This window comes from Aurantiacibacter hainanensis, assembly GCF_036321025.1.
Lineage (GTDB): Bacteria > Pseudomonadota > Alphaproteobacteria > Sphingomonadales > Sphingomonadaceae > Alteraurantiacibacter > Alteraurantiacibacter hainanensis.
In genome coordinates this window covers 535682-553569 of record NZ_JAZAPB010000002.1, presented here as the reverse complement: position 1 = coordinate 553569, position 17888 = coordinate 535682, and the positions used below count along the sequence as shown (strand labels likewise).

The following is a 17888-nucleotide window of genomic DNA, read 5'->3' as shown; positions in this document are numbered from 1 at the left end:
GACAAAACTCTCAGCGCGTTGCCACTTCTCCGGTGACACCAGATGACTTTCGACGGCGGCTTGCTGCAATCTCGCGCCAAACGCGAAGTGCAGGCACGGCGACGACCAGCGCATATCCGGTCGCACCAATGACGACATAGATGCCGAGTGCGACCACTTGAGATTGGATCGCCAAATTGCTCCTGGCCAGAAAAACCAGGAGTGCCACCGCGGCCGCTCCGATTCCCGGGTAGATACAAGCTGTGAGGAACGGCCTAATCGGAATGCCGAACCTGGTTTTGAACAATCGTAAACTGACCAACGATCCGAGCAGTGTCCGGGCAACAAACGCGACCGACACAGCCACGAGGCCCAAATGCGAAACAAGTATAAACAAGCAACTGCCTGTGACGGTAAGGAAACCCGTAAGCCCGAAAGCCACATGCGCTTTGTCGAAGCGGACTGCGACAGGATACACCAGGTAGTTGAGCGATGCCGGAATAAGAGCAAACATCAGGATTGCGGAAGGTAGAATGAGTTCGTTCCAGCCTTCGCCGAAAAGGATTTTCACAATCTCTGGCGAAACGACCATCGCGCCAATTGCAATTGGAAAAATGATAAAGGCAAGAAGTGGAAACGCTTCGATTATCCACTCACGTACTTCATCTGGTGATTCCTGCTCGCGCAAACTGGAAAGCATCACGGTCTGTACTGGTGCGAGCAAGGCCTGGAGAAATGATTGCAACAGGCGCGAAGCGAGCTGGAACGCTCCCAGGAGTGCCGCTCCGCCGATGACTCCAATGATTAGGTCCGAAACCTTGACATTGAGAACCCCCAGAAAGCGCGTTCCTACGATGCTCGAAAGAACCCGCCACTGCGCGAAGATTGGAGCGAAATTCCACACGAAACCAGGGCGCCAGCCCGCCATTGCGAGATAGGCACCTGTCGTTACCAGCGCAGATGCGATTCTGCCGTGTGCGATCGCGAGAAATCCATATCCAAGGTTCAGCGAGAAGGCTGCAACAATTGCCATCGCCAGTGCTCCAAAAACTTGCACTGTGCCAATGTGCCGGAACCGCTGATCAAACCGCAATCGAGCCTGAGACACGGCCCCTGCAGCCTCGATCGGGAAGATGACGGACACCAGCATCATTGCCTGCCCGATTTCTTCTTCTCCCAGCACAGACAGGCTGTAACCTATGCCTGCCACGGCCAATGCAAGGCACAGGCCGATAAGGATCTGGAATACGAATGCGCTGCGAGAGAAGGCTTCGTGCCATTGTCTCTCCCTAACCAGATAATCGGGAACACCACCAAGCATGAAATCCCGGCTCATCTCGACCGCCAGCATGGCAATCGCAACATACCCGAAATCGCGAGCGTCAAGATGTCGCGCCAAATACGCGATCATCGCCAGAGCAATGATATGGCTGACGGTCACACCGCCCACGTTCCACGCAGAAGCCCCAAGGAAGCGGATTTGGCTGCGCACAGTTCAGTTTGCTCCGTTTTTAAATCTGAGTTGGTAGGGTAGTGCGCTTGAGCGGCCAGCACAAAGGGAGGTTAGATGACTGGAAAACTCGATCTGCCGGGTTTCGACAACCGAGGCAAAGTCTCGGTACATGATGATAAGGTGCTACGCCGGATCGCACCAGAGTATCGGGATCGAGCAAGGGAACTATTGGAACTTTTCGAACGCCACGACCTGGTAGCGAGAGGTTTTGCTCCGACCGCAATCAAGGAAGATGGCAGCGAACTGGTTCTCCAACATCCTCTTTATCCGATCACATTTCCTTACGAATGGCCTTCGACTGCACTGCAGGTCGCCGCATTGTTCCATCTGAAATTGCTGAAAGAACTCGACACGCTTGAGCTGACGCTGAAAGATTGCCTGCCGGAAAACATCGTGTTCGAAAACGGGCAGCCGCGCTTCGTGGATTTCCTTTCCTTGGTGCGCATCGAAGACTTGGCCGACGAGGAATGGCTCGGACAGCACTCCAATGATCCCGCTTCGCTGCGGAAAAGGATCATTCGTGACATGTTCGAGCACTATTTCCTTCTACCTCTGCTCGCATACGAAGCAGACATGGCGGACTTCGCCCGCAAGATACTTCGTTCACATGCCTGTCGGATGCAGGCGCGACGGTATGAGTTGAGGGATCTGGTGCTTGCTTGCGCGCCCCACCGCCTGCCAAAACTGCTCTATCGAATCGCGCAATATGTCGCCGCCGTTAGTAAGGCCCCGCCGGTATGTTATGCCCGTTTGGCAAATATCGTCGGCCAGATTGGGCTCGAAGACAATCTAGGATACGCACTCTACTACGATCAAAAAGGTGAAGAGTTCGGACTTGATCCGAGCGACGCATGGAAGAACAAACAGCATAGCGTTCTTAGAGCATTGCTGCATTTCAATGCGGGATCGCTAATTGATATCGGAGCCAACACAGGCTGGTTCTCCAAGCTGGCGGCCAACAACGGCTATACTGTGGTTGCTACAGATGTGGATGAACCATCTTTAAACTCTTTTTTTAATACAGTCCGCATGCAAAACCTACCCATTTCCGTAGCCAAATGCGAGTGGGCAGACCTCGACTTGCGTACAGGACTTAGCGGAGAACCTTGCGAAGAGAATGCCTATTTTAGTTCACTCCTCGATAGGCATAAACCAGATGTGATCATGATGCTTGGATTAATCCATCATTTGACACTAGGCGAAAATCGGTCATTTGATTCAATATTCTCTCTACTCTTTGCAAATTGCAATGACGGATCAATAGTCGAGTTCATTGAGCTCGAGGATGAACTAGTTGCCGGCAATCCAGGCTACTTCCCTCACATCAAACATTGGAACGCTGAGAATTACAGCAAAAACATCGCCGCCGAGACTGCATCTCGCTATTTCAAGAATATTGAGCTCTTACCTTCTCATCCAACAACAAGGACCATTTTTCTTCTACAAAAATGAGCTTGCTGTATTCATGTCGCGGTGATGTAGATGTCGTAGCAGAAGAATTGTGATCCATGCAGATGACATTGGCGACTATGCGCTAAGCTTTATACTTCTACCCAAGGCATCCCCTTTAACGCCTCCCAACGCGTTGCTTGCGCCATGCGCGTCCCCTCATTGTCGTGCACCTCATTGATCGTCGCAGATTTGAGATGCGAATTCATGAGATCGTTGCGCACGAAAAAGACGTTGAAGCCATGTTTGTGACCGCCGACCATCGTGTAACCCTTCGCGGTTGAAAGCTTCTGCATCGCGGCGAGAGAAACGCTGCGAAAATCAACCTCGGCGCCCTTCTTGTTCCAAGCGAAGAATGTTTCGTCATACGGGATGGTGAGTGACAGATCGCCTGGAATGACGTTGTGTGTTTCGAATACACAAACTCTCGGACTGATAACGTCAATCGCTTCCCAGATGTAGTAGTCGTTTCCGTCCATGTCCAAGGACAGAAGATCGATCTCGCCCGTCGCGCCCGCATTTGCCAATAGTTGGTTGATATTGTCACGCGTAATCCAGGCTTGGCAAATCTCGGGTGTCATGAAACGACACTCTTTTTGCTTGCGGTAGAAGCTGCGAGCCTTGGCAACATTTGCCTTTGCCCCGTCGAACAGATAGCCTTTGAAACCGTGATTGATGATGAGATTTGCGGCCATACATTCGGACCCGTTGCCGCAACACAGTTCAACGACCGTTCGGGTTTTGAAGCCTACCGCTGCTAGAAGATAGAGAATTATTCCATCTTCCTCATACTCTGAATAGCAGCGAAATCCTGCATCGGTCAGTCTCTCGATTGGCGGTTGTCCCTGGAGAAAGGCCGCACGATAACTTTGCAGAATATTGGCCTGCATTTGCTGATTCAAAGCCGACATTCGGTCCCGCGAAATGCGCAATGCCATCTCGTCGAACTTGTGAACCAGTCTCCCCAGCATATCGCCCCTCCTCGGTACATCGCGCGAACGAATTCTCACACCTAATTGGAGACTGCAACTAAGCTTCGGTTGGCACCTGGCGCAACATGTCCGAAGATTGGATCACCAGAGCATTTTTGGAACCGAACAATCGATATGTGCTCCAGGTCTAAGTAGGCTAGAGTCACTCCGCCTCGAACGCCCGCTTCCCCTTGCGCCGGAACAGCAATAATGCTTGTGCGCCATCCGGCCCGCGCAACTTGGCGGCAACCGTGAGGAATGCACCGTATAGCACGGCGCGATCATCGTCGGTCAGCTCGACCAGATCGGCCTTGGCAACCAGGCCACCCAGCTCGATCAATTGCCGGGTCCGTTCGCGGCGTTTGACCTGCCATTCGCGGATGTCGGTTCTCGCCTTTACCGCCTCAAGTCGATGCCGCGCCGCCATCGGGCGGTAAAGTGCCTTCCGGCTGACTGCCAGGTCCGCCCGCAGTGTCGCGTTGTTTGCCCTGAAAGAAGGCCGCGCCGCGATTGCGCCAGCCCTCCCCGGTTGCCTTGTCGGTGTTGGCAGCCGCATTGAGTAGCGCTCCCGCCAACACATCAGCATCGAGCGCATCCGCTCCGGTTGCGGTTACCAGCGTACCGAGGTCGCGCACGCGGCGCTCCTTCTATTGCTTCGCCTTGTCGGCAAGGGCCTTGAGTTCCGAATCGAAGTCGCGGGGTTTGCGCATGTGTGTCTCCATCGTTGGTTTGATGGAGGCATGATAATCGTGCTTGCAATCCAATTCAGTAAGGTCGCCGGGACAGTGTGATACCGCCTGGGCTCGATCAGGATTTTATCATGAGAGGGCGCGCTTATACGGCGTGCCGACGTAAGTATGGTGTTCGTAACAATCAAGCGCGGGAAGGCTGCGCTGGCTGAAACACGAAGGGGTCAGACCAGTCCAGCCAAAGAAATGGCCGACCGCTTTCGGAACTACGCGATCAGCGCGGGAATGGCCGAGATTAGGGCGGAAAAAGCAATCGATCAGCCTCGACTAGCCATTCGGCTCGCGAGTGAGTGAATTAGGGCGCTGTCATCGACGTAGACACGGCGGATCGAGGACACTTTCGCCACAGACCATCCCATGACGCCTGCCGCCTCGTCATCGGTCAGTCCGTGTTCGGTGAGCAGCTTGGTACAAAAGGTCCCTCGGACATCATGCAGATGCTTAGCTCGCTCTTCACCCGTATCCAGATCGGAATGGACGATTTTGGCGTGATCGCGAACGCGATTGAAAGAGCCGCCAAATCCGTCGGCCGACCATGACTCCCCAAAGCTATTCACCAGCACTGTCTTTACGCCTTGCTGCCGCGTACGCGTTCGGAGTTCAGCAAGGAGATCCTTGAGTTCCGGGACCAGGGGCACGGTGATATACTGACGTTTCTTTCGGCTCGACTTGAGCGCCCGCTTCTTGATCGCGGTTTCTCCGACATGATCCCATTCGAGAGAGACCAAGTCAGCCCGGCGTAGGCCAGTCAGAGCTGCAAGGCGGAGTCCATCGACGATATGCGGCCGGCCAAGCTCTTCCGCTGATGCGGAGAAGCGGAGCATGTCCTCTTCAGTCCAGATGATCTCGGAGCGCTGGCCGTTTTTGTACAGGGCCGGAATTCCGTTTGCCACATTGATGCTCACCCGGCCGCGAAGCCTTCCGAATTCGAGCAGGGCGCGCAAGGTGGAGACGCCAATATCGGCTGCACGGGCCGTAGATGCCCGGCTGTCTCGCCAAGCGACAACCTTGGCGACCATCCTGGGATCGTTCCAGACGGCCAAGGGAACGTCGCCCCACTTCTCGTCGATTCTGTCGAGTGCCGAACCCCAAGTCTTCTTCGTGCTGGCAGCCAAGGCCTCCCATTCGGGGCTCGACGGGCGCTCGGGATCCTGCGATCTCCATTCGCGGATGAGCGACCTCAAGATCGTCGGATCGACGCTCGTTTGGCTGTCTAGCGCCGCCTTGAGCAAGTCGACGTCGTCCCGAGTGAGCCGCGGTTTATTGCGACCTTCCACGCGCTTGATCTGCGGGCCACCCCGCCAGGCATAGACATACCAGACAGTTGACCGGCTAGGTTTGCGAACCGCTACGTAGTGAACACCCTTGATCATAAGCGACCTGCGGCATCCCAATTGTCAAACTCTGACGAAGCGTGATCAGGGTCTGGCGACTGTTCGGGGAGAAGGCGAGTTACCCCGTCCGGCCGACACTCCAGACCCTTTATCGGAAGTCCGCTTTCCCTCGCCGCCCTCACTGCGCGGATAATATCCACCTTACGCGGGTAATTCCTCCTGGCGGGCGTCATGACAGATCCTCTTCGGCGTCTTCTTCCGCCCGCGCGAGCGAATATGCTGCCGTCTTGATTGCCTCGGCCTGACCCTTGCGCCACACGCTGCCCATGTCGTTCTCAAACGCGTCGGGCAATGCGCGATCATATTTTCGGACAAAGCCGTGAATCAAGCCAAGCGGGTAAAGCTTCGTTTCCACCCCCTCGATCAGCTGCAGGGCTCCCTCGATCTTGTAGGCCAGCGCATGCAGCCGATACTGTCCGATGAACGGCCCCGAGCGCAGCCCGATCTGCGTCAACTTCCAGTCTCGAAGCAGATCAATCAAATCTGACTGCAGCTGGCGCAAGGAGGAGGCCTCACGACAATCGAACTCGAAATGGCCGGTGTGTGCAGGGTCGATGACGATCCTGCCGTCGTCTCCTCGCGTAACCGTCACGATATGCAAGAATGGCCTCGTGTAACTGATAGCCGTCGCAGAACGCCTTTCGCCGTCTTGCGGTGGTGAAAACGCGTCAGCCTCGAGGATATCGCCTTCGTCTTCGGCGGACTCGGATTCTTCCAACGCTCTTGATTGCGGGCGAGAACCACCGGTCCTAGGCACAATGAAATGGCGCGGCCTGGCCGGGAACCGATGTTCGGCGTACAGAGCTGCCTCTGCAGCCGCCATGAGGATTGGCCGTGACCATTCGCATTCCTGAGGTATGTCCGGCGAAGCGATACGAGGCTTCGTCACCGTCACCCAGTCCGAGATTGCGTCGGTATCGACGATCTCGACGGCTTCGCCGTAGGTGGCGACCAGCTGATTCTCGATCCGCTTTTTGTTGAGCGACCTATCAGTGCTGCCCTGGCGCAAAAGAAGCTTACCAACGCCAGGCGGCTGCAGGACGCTTGGCGACAGGTCGATGAGGCGGGCGATGTGCTCCCAGTCATCCTCGATCGGTCCGATGACGATGTTGGCGTAGCTGCGGAGGTTGTTCGAAAGCAACTGGCCTTCGGGCAGCGCGACGAGGGCAAGGCCCTGCGCTGATGCACTCGCACCTACCGTTACCGTCCCGTGGTCATTCGGATCCAGGCTCGAGAACTGGCCATGTCCAAGATACTCGCGGAAGTCGAAATCGCAGCGGGCGCTCATTTCAGCATCTCCACCAGCCCCGCGAGGTTCTCGCTTTGCTCGATATACCGCTGCGTTGTCTCGAGACGGGCATGGCCAGCGAGCAGTTGGACGTCACGCAAGGTGTAGCCCTTCCCCACCTTCCTCGCGAGATTCGTGATGAACGTCCTGCGGCCGGAATGGCTGGAATGGGTGGGAAGCCCTGCGTCCTTGTAAAGATGATAGAAATAGCTGGCTAGGACGGAGGGTGATTGCCGGCTGGGGGTATACCACTGCTGCGAGAACGCTACGTAATCCATATTAGGGTGGACTTCCCGGAACTTTGCAACCGCTTCGGTAAGCTTGGGGTGCATCGGGATCGAGCGTTCCTTTCGGCCTTTCCCGACTTCCCTCCGGACGCGGACCACCTTGGATATCGTTCCGTCAGGCTCAACGATATCGGCGATCGACAGCAGTGCGACTTCCCTGCATCGCAGGCCGGCATAAAGAGTGAGCCTGAATTTCAGTAGATCGGCATAAGGGGCGCCCTTGTGCTCGAGGATGAACTTCTCGACTTGCTTGATATCGCGTCCTGTGAGCAGCGGCGCCTGCTTGCCCGGGATCCGCTTGCGGATTCCCGGCTGCCCGACACCTGCAGCCATCGCATGCTGCATGGCGCGGTAGAACCTTTGGGATGAATTTTTCATTTCGCCTCCTTTGATAGTTGATGAGAACCCAAGAGTGTTCGTCACAACTGTCGAAGGCAAGTACCCAGAGATATATTCGTATTTTCAATGCCACGTTAACGTTAATTTTTTGTGTTTTACTTATTTTCTATACTTTTATTACTTCTCCTTAATAAGTAAATGCACTGCACGCCAATTTGATTTTTTCGATAGATAGTCAGAACTGCGGCGAGTCCGTAGAGGCATCAGAAGTGTACCAGAACGGAACGGTATTTCGCGCCCGTAAAGGCCCGGTCATCGTCCTTGGAGCGAGAATTGAGGGTCGCCTTTTACGAATCACGCTGGGTCGTTCGCGTCCCGACAGGCGCGGGATTCGAAAATTCCCTACCCCAGGTCCGCGCCAAGCCAGTTTGAGACATATCGCGGAATGAAGCGAGAATACCCTTATTCTCTCGCATCACTGCAACTTTTTGCCCAATAAATTCAGCCTCTTAGACCAGCCCTTCTTTTCTCGCATAATTTCGCCCGTATTCTCACATCTCGCCAAGCCTGCAGAGAACCCCAGTTGCCCCCTCCTTTTCGCGACCCCAAAAGCCCGGACCCGGTTTCGCGCGCCGGCCGGACTGCCCGCCACCCTTAAGGCGGAAATTCTGGAGTCCAATCAGGTATTTACTTGACAATTCCGGGAATTTCGCCTATACTCCGAGCGCTTTCAAGATGAAGGCTCAGCCCCCCCTCCCATTTCGCCGCCTCGACCTCCCGGTGGGACGTCCGTGGCTGCGTCCAGCATCCCCAAGGAAACCCCATGAACGCGAATTTCGCGGCCAAGATCGCACGCATCCAGGCCATCCACTTTGCCATCCAGGAACTCGCCGAGCAACGCGGTGTGAGCATCCCGCGCGCCCAAGGCACCTCCCGCGCAGAGGTCCGCATCGACCTTCCTCCGCTCCTCGTCACCAGTTCCCCCGACAGGTTCCGCTGCATGGCGCGGCGATCAGAAACAAAGATTGCCGAATGCATCCTGCCGCGGCCCGGGTGGACGCTCGTCGATGTCATCCTTCGGGGCGAGAAGCGGCTCTCGTTCAACATCGCCGATGACGGCACGATCGATATCTATCTCTTCAGGCCCGGAGGCTGGATGCACGAATTCTTCGACGTAGACCCCGCCGGCGACCATACTCCGATCCTCCCCTGCCTCGTCGAAGACGACCGGGATCCCGAGTGGACGGCATTCAAGGCCAGCGGCCTGTATGAATGGCCGCCACGCTTTGCCGAACCCTCGAGCGTTGACTGATACGGCCCCTTTCGAAGACTTCTTCGATCATCGCTCTCCGCTTTGTCCGCTCGTCGCCAGCGCTCCGCAACCGCTCGGCCGGGCCGTGGGCCGGGTCACGCAGGCCTCGAGGTTCTGGCGAGGCCACACTCCCATCAGAGTGTTCGCATGTGCAGCATTTCTTGTCTTCCCCTGGCGAGAACGTGTGATAAATTGAACCCTTACATGCGGTGAAGGTCACGCACCCTTCGGATCACAGTGCCGAGGGAGCAAAGACCTCGGGTGATTCGAGATTCGTATTGTTGGTTCAGTCACACGGAGGGCATAGGATGAGTTCGCGGGGTCCGATCTACCGACTGCGTCGATGCTTCTGGCTTTATCGAGGTTATCGCCGCGCAAGGAGGGGTATCCATCCTTCGGGCTACATTCTCGTTCACGCAGACCGGGAAATGGTCGACCACTACCTGGAAGGTCACCGTCTTGGTGAGCTCTCGCTCGGCGCGTGATGTCTCGCTTCCGCTCGCCCACCCGCCCGGGGGAAGCACCATACTGGCCCGGTCACGGATTGTGACCCGGCCCCCACCGGCTGCGCTTGCTGGACTTGGACGAATGCGAGCCTTCCTGGCCAGATCGTCCATTATCGTCCACTGACCGCTCACCGATGCTTGTCTGATCCGATACGCTACCCATCGCTGGGGGGCTTCCTCGGCACCTGAGTTCGGTGATCGTAGGCATTTGACATGACAGCTGGACGGATCGATACCTCGGGAATGGATGTACTTCCTCCCTTCGGTTCCTGACCTGTTGTCAGGCCCACTCGACACCGACGCCTGGCGCGACTGCCTCGTATCGTGGCTGAGACTGTGTGCTGCAGCCCAAGGTGTACGAGAGGAAGTCGACTGTCTGCGGAAGTTAGCCATCCTCATGCAGTCGGCTCCGCGTGAGGTCAGCACGCTGCTGGGATATGAACACGATAGTTCAGATCTCGAGCTATTGCTCGAGGCCGGTGCCGTGGAAACGGCCGCTGCCAAGTTCGTTGCCGGAGCGCCCTTCGGCTTTCTTATCTCGCAGGCGTATTGCGGCCCTGCAATATGCACGGCATCGCCGTGCGGCTCCGACGTGGAAGTTCACTACAGCTGCAATTCCTTAGCCCTGGTCAAGCTCGGCGCGGTGATGAAAACGATCGGGGTCAGTCTCACCCAAGAGGATCTGGCGTCACTCCCCTGCGCCAGACCCAGCAATTGATTCTACGTCAGCTGGCCGCCGCTCGGGACAGACTTGATAGCGGCTCCTTGCCTTTGGTCGGGAGAGCATCGGCAAGGGCGTCCAGATCGTAACGCTCTTTTCGCAGCGAGCGAGCAATGCAGGCCGATATCTTCAGCAGCCCGCCCGGGGTGAGCGACACGAGCTGGGCGCGATTGTCGCGCTGGGTCTTTTCCACCTGCACCAGCCCCTCCTTTTCCAGCAAGCTCAGATAGCGCAGTGCAGTGCTGTGGGAGACGCCAGAGGCGTTGGTCACCGCGGTCTTGAGCACACGCTTTTGCTCTCCAGCCTTGAGGAAAAGGAAAAGGAGCATGTCCCAGGCTGGCTCTGCGAAGAGACCGGTCCCGAAAATCGCTTCGCGGCTTCCGCGAACCTGCACCCACTTGGCAGCCTGGGCCATGAGCGCGCTTCGCGTCGCCGTCTCCGTTATGGTGAGTTTCGACGCGCGGATGCGATAACCGCCCTCGAGTTCGTCCGCCAAGGCAAGCATTTCGTGAGCGGCTGCTCGCAGCCGGCCTGCCTGGTGCCGTTCCGTCTCTTGTGTCACAGTTGTTTGCCTTTCTCGAGACTGAAAACCCCGTTGCTGCTCACGATAAGGTGATCGACGAGTGCAAGATCGATGGCAGCAAGGATGGAAGCAAGCCGACGCGTCTCGGTAATATCCCGCGGGCTTGGGTTGCAGTCACCTGAAGGATGATTGTGGGCGAGCAGGATGGCCGATGCCTCGGTGTCGAGCGCACGGTGAACAATGCTGCGAACGCTGACCTGGAGACGATTTGCATCCCCGATGGAAGCGATTTCGCCGCCGAGGTAGCGCCCGCCCCTATCCATGAAAATCGCGAACAGACACTCCTGACTTGGATGCAGGAGCTTGGCACGCAAATAGGCATGGAGCCGCGGATCGCCGCGATCGACGGGCGCCCCGATCAGTTGTTCCTGGAAACCCAGATGAACAAGGGCCTTGGCAGCAGCAATGGCGTCAATAGCAGGATGGTCAGGACCCAGCGTTGTTGCAAGGGCTTCACGCGATGCCGCCATCACCCTTCCGATGGAGCCGAAGCGTGCGATCAGGACCTCAGCGGCCGCCCTCCCACCATTTCCTAGGATCGCTTCGAGTTGACGCGCCAGGGTCTCACCACCATCCCGCGCCGAGTTCGGCGATGGTGCGCCGCGATTCCTGCGAGCAGCACGAACATCTGCAAATACGACGGTACGCGCGTCAGTGCCCAATAGGCGAAGGGGTGAATCTCCGGAACGAAGGCACGGTGGAGGTGCATCGCCGTGGATATGAGCTGAGCTGCCAGCAACCATAGCGGATAAATCCTGTTTGCGCGTAGACCCAGGTACGCGAGCGCAACAAGCATGAGGCAATCGAGAACGAGATGGCCGATGTTGATGCTGTCGTAGGTGCTGCCGTCTGGAAATGCGGCGTGATAGACGTTATCAAGTAGGACAGCACCCACGAAAACCGACGCAGCCAGCTTTTCGGGCATGTCCCCCCGCAACAGAGCGTAGGCTGCCAGCGCAACGAAGACGCCCGATTGCACGTAAGAGCGGTATTCGACGAAAAGGGCTTCCCACATGGACTTCTCTCCACCGGGGAAAGCCCCAATCGTCAAGCACCGTCAGGCAGCGTCCCGGGCGCCGGTCGTGAACGGCTCGGCCGGACAACGGTCACGATCGTCAGGAACCATAGTGATGCGGGTAAAGTCGGAGCGCAGACCTTTGTGGGCCTTGAGCAGGTCGCTCTGCAGGGCGACCGCCTTTGACTGCGCCTCCTGGACGCGGATGACCGAGGCCTGCCCTTCATATGGAGCGATATCGGTATCGAGGCGCAGGTTCATCATGCTGAGCTGCAACCGGGCAATCGCCCGTTGCAATTCGTTGGCCAGGATCTCTGCCTGTTCGAGATCGGCGGCGATCCGCTGCGAAGCGGCTTCAAAGGTAAGCATCTTAGTTCTCCTCCGCCCGGCGCTCTCGAACCAGGCAGTGCGATCCTGTGGGAGGCGGAGAGAACTAGATCAGTTCGCTTACCGAATGAGACACCGCAAGGAGCACGAGCAGCAAGCAAGCGATCCCCAGCGCGGCAGCCACCGCATACAGCCAGCGAAAAGTCGAGGCGTTCTCACCGTCGAGCACCTCGGGGACGATCCGCGGTTCCGACGTGTCTTGCCATGGAGGTTGAGCCTCAAAGTAGGCTGAGTCCATGAACTCGACATGCGTCACCGCCGTGTCCTTGCCGGTTGTTTCGGGATGGATGGCACCAGGCGGAAGCTGAAAACTTTTGCCTGTAAAAGCCTTACAGATGTCCTGATCATCCTCCGGGGCGTGTTCACGCCAGATCCGTCCCAGTTCGTGCCGGGTTGCCCCGTCGAACTTAGCCCGGACTTTCTCGATACGCTGGATAACGGCCGATTCCGATATCCCCAGCGCGCCGGCAATCTCCTTGCCGGTGCGCCCCTCGCCCAGGAACGCCATTACTTCGCGTTGTTTCTCGGTCAGAGAGATAAGGGTCATGCGGGTTTGTGACATGCCCTGAGCTATAGCCGAGCACGCACATGCTTGCCAGCTTCGGATCCTGCGCCCTTGCGAGCTAGTCGTCCATCTCGAGTGCGTCGAGCGCGCTGGAAAGACGTGCGGCAGCAAGGCCCTCCTGTGCGAGTTCAAGGTCCGCGAGAAGCTCTTGCATCCGCGTTTTGAGTGCGGCTTTTTCCGGTAGCGACAAGCAATGTCGCACGCATTCCTGCTGTCTCATGAATTGTCCCGTCAATTCCCGGGCTGCAGATATACTTGCCAGGTTCCTTTTAATCCAGTTCCTTGAAGCCGCCCTTTCTTTCCGAATTGCGAACCAACCGGCATAGCCCCGGCCTGTGGGGCGACACGCATCGCTCAAATTCGCCAAGACCATGGCGAGGCTCGATCACGTAGCGCCGCCTCCAAATCACCAATGGAAGCAATCTTTGCGCTGCAGCAGCTCTTCTGGACCGTGGCCGGGGAAGGAGCCGACGAGTTCGAGGAACGGCGACTTGACGGCCCGTCGACGGTTATAGCGAAACTGTATCTCGGCGAGGTAGAGCCATAGGTTGTCGGGCGAAAACCTTCCATAGAGCCGCAAAGTCCGCTTGAGCACGCTCCAGTCAACCTCGATCGGATTGTTAGTCATCCCGGCGAAGTTGTGGAAGGCGCGGGCGTGATTGATCGAGATATGTTCCCAGCCTTCCCGAGCGAGTGAACTGTAAGCGAGATGGCAGTCGGTCACCAGCGTCGAGCCCGGTCGCACAAATTTGGCAATTGCTGCGGTTACGGTTCGCATGGTGCGGTCCTGTAACATGCCGCAGATAACCTCGCCCTCGCACTCGATTCCCATCACGATATGTGGCGACTGGCGGCATCCATTGGCAACATGGCTGACGAGCGCTTCATCGATATGGACAAGCTTGCCTTCTCCGCCAAGGCGCCGCGCCGGCTCGAAGGCTGCCATGTGGGTCCTGACAATATTGCACATGCGGTGTGCGCTCTTGACACCGATACCGAGCTGACGTCGCAGGAAGCTGGAGCGCATGCCTGTCGAGGAATTACAAAATAAGAGAAGAGCGTAGAACCAGGCCATCAGAGAAAGATTGGAGCGGTAGAAAGGCGTATCCTCGAGAATGGAGATATGTCGCCTGCATCGGTGGAAGTACTTTTTCGTCCCCCCGATGAGCGCCCATCCGCCGGTCCCGCCGCAGCGCGGGCAGGGCGAATGGTCTCCGAACCGTGTTTCAAAGATATGGGCAAGGCACGCCTGCTCGTCGGGAAACCGATCGAAGAATTCTGTGATAGTGGTTCCCGTATAGGTCACGCTTGTGTTCGCCGGGTAGGCGCAGCCCGCGATGACCATGCTTCAAGCAGTGCGCTTCGCCCGGGTGATATGTCCGGGAAACGGGCGACGAGATCATCGAAAATCTCGTGCGAACGTGTGCGCCGATTGAAGCTGAATTCGAACTCCTTGAGGTACTTCCAGAGATTGGCATAGTCGACCCGGCGATAGGTCTCGTGCATGGGTCGCTTCAGGTAGATCAGGAAACTGCGGATCGGATTGGTCCCCGCGCCTGTCTTGATGGGGTCACGAACGAACCCGGCGCCCGGGGTTCTCGTCCCGAACTCGCCAAGTACACTGTGGGTGTAGGCGCAGCTCGTGACCGGGATGACACCTGGCGTGCACTTGTCGCGGATAATTTGCGACAGCACGTGACGGCGGGCCCGACCGATCAAGGTGGCCTGGACGCTGTGGGCATCGCCTAGAATGACCGCCTTTGCACTTCCGCGCACCGGATATCCCGCGGTGCGAATGCCGGCCAGATATTCGATGCGAACCTCGACGGGGTTGCCTGCACTTCCCACGCGGCGCTCGAAATCAAGTGCGGCCATGTGGGTGCGAATGCGATCGACCATCCGAAAAGCCGCCTTGGTGCTAAGGCCAATGTGACGTCCCAGAAACGTGCTGGGTACGCCGTAGGTGGAATTGGCGAAGTGCAGCAAGGCGTAGAACCAGAGCTGCAGCGGGATATTTGATCGCTCGAACAGGGTTCCTGTAAGCGGCCAGATGCCTTGCCCACACGGGTGCTGGAAACGTTTGGTTCCTGCAATGCGATACCAGCGACCGGCGCGGCCGCATTTCGGGCAAGTGGGGGAGAGCCCATAGCGGACTTTGAAGACATGGGCGATACACGCCTCTTCATCGGGAAACCGGGCATGAAAGGTTTGCAAGCTGGTGCCGCGGTAGCTGGGCCGGTGCGATTTGTATTCGCTCGCCGGATATCCAAGGTCGAACAAGGCAGCCACACGAGGGAAAGGACACCGTCACGGTTTGCGGGTCAAGCGGTTTGCGCCCCGCAACACGATGCAGGCTGCGAGCCCGCGCGCTGCCGACGATCGACAAGCACCCATTGGTCGATTGCGAGCGATCGCAAGTCTCCGGCGAAGTCGACACTGCCGCGGGCCAGCTTATCCAATCGCGGGACCGAACGAGAAACGGCAGGGCGACAACCGGTGTTATCGGAAAGCCGTGATACCTAGGCTGCGGGCCGCGGGGGAACACCTGCCCGCTCGCAGCCGCTCAGACCCACGCACCGGCAGGCGGTTCCTGTGCCTTCCCCCTTCCCCTCCTAGGGCGAGAAGCATTTCGGGAACCCGGGCGTCCCGGCGCGAGGCATTCATGCTTGCAACCGCAGACGGCACGGGAGCGACCGCGCCGCGCGGGCAGCACCTCACCAGCACCCGCAGATGAGGTGGCAGGTCGAGCCCTTCCCTTCATCATTCGCTGACACTCAGGCACTGTGCCTTTCCTCATGTTCTTGGTTGCAACCTCTCGGCCGCGCTGCAATGCGGTGCCATTGTTCAGCTGCAAGGTCAGGGACGTAATGTGATACGTTATGCGGTGATAGGCGCCGGACCTGGCGACAGGCACCATTCCCTTTTTGTCCGTGCTGCGCGAGACTAGAGTCATGCGGCTGAAACCCGTCCTCGTCGACAAGGTCTGGGGCCTCGATAGTCTTCCGCCACCGTTTGCATCCGTTCCCGGAAAGCGTATCGGCGAGATCTGGTTCGACCCGCAAGATGCGCTGCCCGACCTCCTGGTGAAGTACATCTTCACGAGCGAAAAGCTTTCGGTCCAGTGTCACCCCGATGACGCGCAGGCAAACGCCGCAGGGCACGGGACAAACGGCAAGGACGAGTGCTGGCTCGTCATCGATGCGGATGAAGGCGCGCAGCTGGGGATCGGGTTTAAGAAGGACATCGATAAAGATACGATGCGCCGCGCTGCGCTCGACGGCACGATTGAAGAGCTGCTGGCGTGGCATGAGGTGGCCCCGGGCGACTTTTTCTACCTTCCGGCGAACACCGTACACGCGATCGGAGCGGGCCTGTCGATCGTCGAAATCCAGCAGAACTCGAACGTGACCTACCGGCTTTACGACTACGGCAGACCGCGCGAATTGCATCTCGACGAGGGCTTGCGCGTGGCGTCGGGCAAAAGGTTCGACCCCGCTTTGCGCCGGCGGGTACCGACCGAGGTGAGCATGACGCTTGTCGAGGGTCCCCATTTTCGGCTCGACCAGCTCGCCGGCTCGCCGCACGAGGACCTGCACCCGGCCTACCGCGACGCCGTGCTCGTTATCCCGCGCGCCGGAACCGTCGAGGTTTCCGGCGAGGACGTGGTCCCGGGCGAATGCGCCATGGCCGGGGCCCTCGACGAGGTTGGCATTCCCGATGGCGCGGTCTGTCTGGTCGCTGCGCCCCACCGCATAGAGGACGAAATGTGAAATCGATCGTACCCGTTATCATGTGCGGCGGGAGCGGCACGCGTCTCTGGCCCCGCAGCCGCAAGACGAAGCCCAAGCCTTTTCTACCCCTGGTGGGGGAGCAGACCTTGTTCGATGCAACGCTCGCGAGATGCGAAGACCCGGAGATGTTTGCGCCGCCAATTGTCGTTGCTGGCAAGCCTCATATCGCTCACATCCGCGAAAGCCTGCCGGCTGGCGGGCAGATCATCGTTGAACCCGAAGCTCGGAACACCGCGCCCGCGATTGCCCTTGCGGCCGCCCGGCTGCCCGCCGATACGGTCATGCTGGTCTGCCCCAGCGATCATCATATTCGCGACACGTCCGCATTTACGAGTGCCGTGGCGGACGCCGCGGCTCTCGCACAATCTCGGCATCTCGTCGCTCTGGGAATTTCGCCGACCACGCCCGAGACAGGGTTTGGCTATATCGAGCGCGGCGACAAGCTCTCCTGCGGCTACGCTATCCGCCGGTTCGTCGAAAAGCCGGACCTCGAGCGCGCTCGGTTGTTCCTCGCTGAAGGGACGTTCTACTGGAACGGCGGCATCTTCGTTTTCCGGGCCGGTACTTATCTCGAGGAACTCGAGACCTGGAGGCCTGATATCGCTGAGGGCGTGAGGCGGGCAGTCGCCGAGGGACGCGAGGAAGACGCTCTGTTCCATCCCGCCGCCGCCGCCTTCTGCAGTATTGACGGTGAGTCAATCGACTACGCGGTGATGGAAAAGACCCGGCGGGCCGCGACTGTAGTCGCCGACATGGGCTGGTCCGATATCGGCAACTGGAAGGCGCTGTTCGACGAATGTCCCCGGGACGCGGCGGGCAACGCCGCGCGCGGCCGCGCTGAGCTTGTCGACTGCGCCAATGTCTATGTCGACAGTGATGGGCCGCGGGTCTCGATCATAGGCCTTGAGGATGTGGTCGTGGTGGTCGACGGCGATGAGATTGTCGTCACCAGCATCGAGGGCGCGCAAAAGGTCGGAAAGCTTGCTGGTGCGCTGGACCAGTGAATTGATCCATCTAACGGGCCATTTTTCGTGAGGCG

Annotated in this window: 17 protein-coding genes and 1 pseudogene; 4 read left to right on the top strand and 14 right to left on the bottom strand. The window is 58.2% G+C overall.

Going from position 1 to position 17888, the window contains the following annotated elements; translation table 11 throughout:
- Window positions 1-10: 10 nt before the first annotated feature.
- Window positions 11-1471: an oligosaccharide flippase family protein gene (locus AAA989_RS10110; protein WP_338243188.1), complete on the bottom strand. Its 1461-nt coding sequence runs from the start codon at window positions 1469-1471 to the stop codon at window positions 11-13.
- A 75-nt stretch (window positions 1472-1546) separates the two neighbouring features.
- Here AAA989_RS10110 and AAA989_RS10105 point away from each other — a divergent pair, with 75 nt between their 5' ends.
- On the top strand, window positions 1547-2944 hold the full coding sequence (locus tag AAA989_RS10105) for a class I SAM-dependent methyltransferase (RefSeq protein WP_338243185.1): 1398 nt from the start codon (window positions 1547-1549) through the stop codon (window positions 2942-2944).
- Window positions 2945-3033: 89 nt separating this feature from the next.
- Here the strand turns inward: AAA989_RS10105 and AAA989_RS10100 are convergent, their stop codons facing one another.
- The 6 genes and pseudogenes from AAA989_RS10100 to AAA989_RS10075 form a co-directional block, all read right to left on the bottom strand.
- Window positions 3034-3912, bottom strand: coding sequence for a hypothetical protein (locus tag AAA989_RS10100; RefSeq protein WP_338243184.1), 879 nt, complete (start codon window positions 3910-3912; stop codon window positions 3034-3036).
- A 163-nt stretch (window positions 3913-4075) separates the two neighbouring features.
- Complete coding sequence (locus AAA989_RS10095; protein ID WP_338243183.1) at window positions 4076-4339, bottom strand: conjugal transfer protein TraD; 264 nt, start codon at window positions 4337-4339, stop codon at window positions 4076-4078.
- Window positions 4317-4622 (bottom strand): annotated as a pseudogene (locus AAA989_RS10090) (conjugal transfer protein TraD). The gene AAA989_RS10095 and the pseudogene AAA989_RS10090 overlap by 23 nt, the downstream one beginning before the upstream one ends.
- Before the next feature lie 296 nt (window positions 4623-4918).
- Entirely contained in the window at window positions 4919-6034 is a 1116-nt protein-coding gene (locus tag AAA989_RS10085) for a tyrosine-type recombinase/integrase (protein WP_338243182.1), read from the bottom strand.
- A 190-nt stretch (window positions 6035-6224) separates the two neighbouring features.
- Window positions 6225-7343 (bottom strand): hypothetical protein, encoded by a 1119-nt coding sequence (locus AAA989_RS10080; protein ID WP_338243180.1) that lies wholly within the window; start codon window positions 7341-7343, stop codon window positions 6225-6227.
- Window positions 7340-8008 carry a tyrosine-type recombinase/integrase gene (locus tag AAA989_RS10075; protein WP_338243178.1) on the bottom strand — a complete coding sequence of 223 codons (669 nt, stop codon included), beginning with the start codon at window positions 8006-8008 and terminating at the stop codon, window positions 7340-7342. Before AAA989_RS10075 ends, AAA989_RS10080 begins: the two co-directional genes overlap by 4 nt.
- Before the next feature lie 784 nt (window positions 8009-8792).
- On the opposite strand from AAA989_RS10075, the gene AAA989_RS10070 reads away from it, so the two are divergent.
- Entirely contained in the window at window positions 8793-9281 is a 489-nt protein-coding gene (locus AAA989_RS10070) for a hypothetical protein (protein WP_338243176.1), read from the top strand.
- Window positions 9282-10512: 1231 nt separating this feature from the next.
- Here the strand turns inward: AAA989_RS10070 and AAA989_RS10065 are convergent.
- The 7 genes from AAA989_RS10065 to AAA989_RS10035 form a co-directional block, all read right to left on the bottom strand.
- Window positions 10513-11004, bottom strand: a complete 492-nt coding sequence (locus AAA989_RS10065; protein ID WP_338243174.1) for a hypothetical protein — start codon at window positions 11002-11004, stop codon at window positions 10513-10515.
- Between the two features lie 62 nt (window positions 11005-11066).
- Window positions 11067-11561 carry a JAB domain-containing protein gene (locus AAA989_RS10060; RefSeq protein WP_338243171.1) on the bottom strand — a complete coding sequence of 165 codons (495 nt, stop codon included), beginning with the start codon at window positions 11559-11561 and terminating at the stop codon, window positions 11067-11069.
- Between the two features lie 62 nt (window positions 11562-11623).
- On the bottom strand, window positions 11624-12106 hold the full coding sequence (locus tag AAA989_RS10055) for a hypothetical protein (protein WP_338243169.1): 483 nt from the start codon (window positions 12104-12106) through the stop codon (window positions 11624-11626).
- A 42-nt stretch (window positions 12107-12148) separates the two neighbouring features.
- Window positions 12149-12475 carry a hypothetical protein gene (locus AAA989_RS10050; protein WP_338243168.1) on the bottom strand — a complete coding sequence of 109 codons (327 nt, stop codon included), beginning with the start codon at window positions 12473-12475 and terminating at the stop codon, window positions 12149-12151.
- A 64-nt stretch (window positions 12476-12539) separates the two neighbouring features.
- Entirely contained in the window at window positions 12540-13055 is a 516-nt protein-coding gene (locus AAA989_RS10045) for a helix-turn-helix transcriptional regulator (protein WP_338243167.1), read from the bottom strand.
- A 409-nt stretch (window positions 13056-13464) separates the two neighbouring features.
- Window positions 13465-14364: an IS1595 family transposase gene (locus AAA989_RS10040; protein ID WP_338243165.1), complete on the bottom strand. Its 900-nt coding sequence runs from the start codon at window positions 14362-14364 to the stop codon at window positions 13465-13467.
- Entirely contained in the window at window positions 14361-15347 is a 987-nt protein-coding gene (locus tag AAA989_RS10035; protein WP_338243164.1) for a transposase, read from the bottom strand. Before AAA989_RS10035 ends, AAA989_RS10040 begins: the two co-directional genes overlap by 4 nt.
- 662 nt (window positions 15348-16009) lie before the next feature.
- On the opposite strand from AAA989_RS10035, the gene AAA989_RS10030 reads away from it, so the two are divergent.
- Window positions 16010-16828 carry a class I mannose-6-phosphate isomerase gene (locus tag AAA989_RS10030; RefSeq protein WP_338243162.1) on the top strand — a complete coding sequence of 273 codons (819 nt, stop codon included), beginning with the start codon at window positions 16010-16012 and terminating at the stop codon, window positions 16826-16828.
- Window positions 16825-17853 (top strand): mannose-1-phosphate guanylyltransferase, encoded by a 1029-nt coding sequence (locus AAA989_RS10025; RefSeq protein WP_338243160.1) that lies wholly within the window; start codon window positions 16825-16827, stop codon window positions 17851-17853. Before AAA989_RS10030 ends, AAA989_RS10025 begins: the two co-directional genes overlap by 4 nt.
- Window positions 17854-17888: the final 35 nt, after the last annotated feature.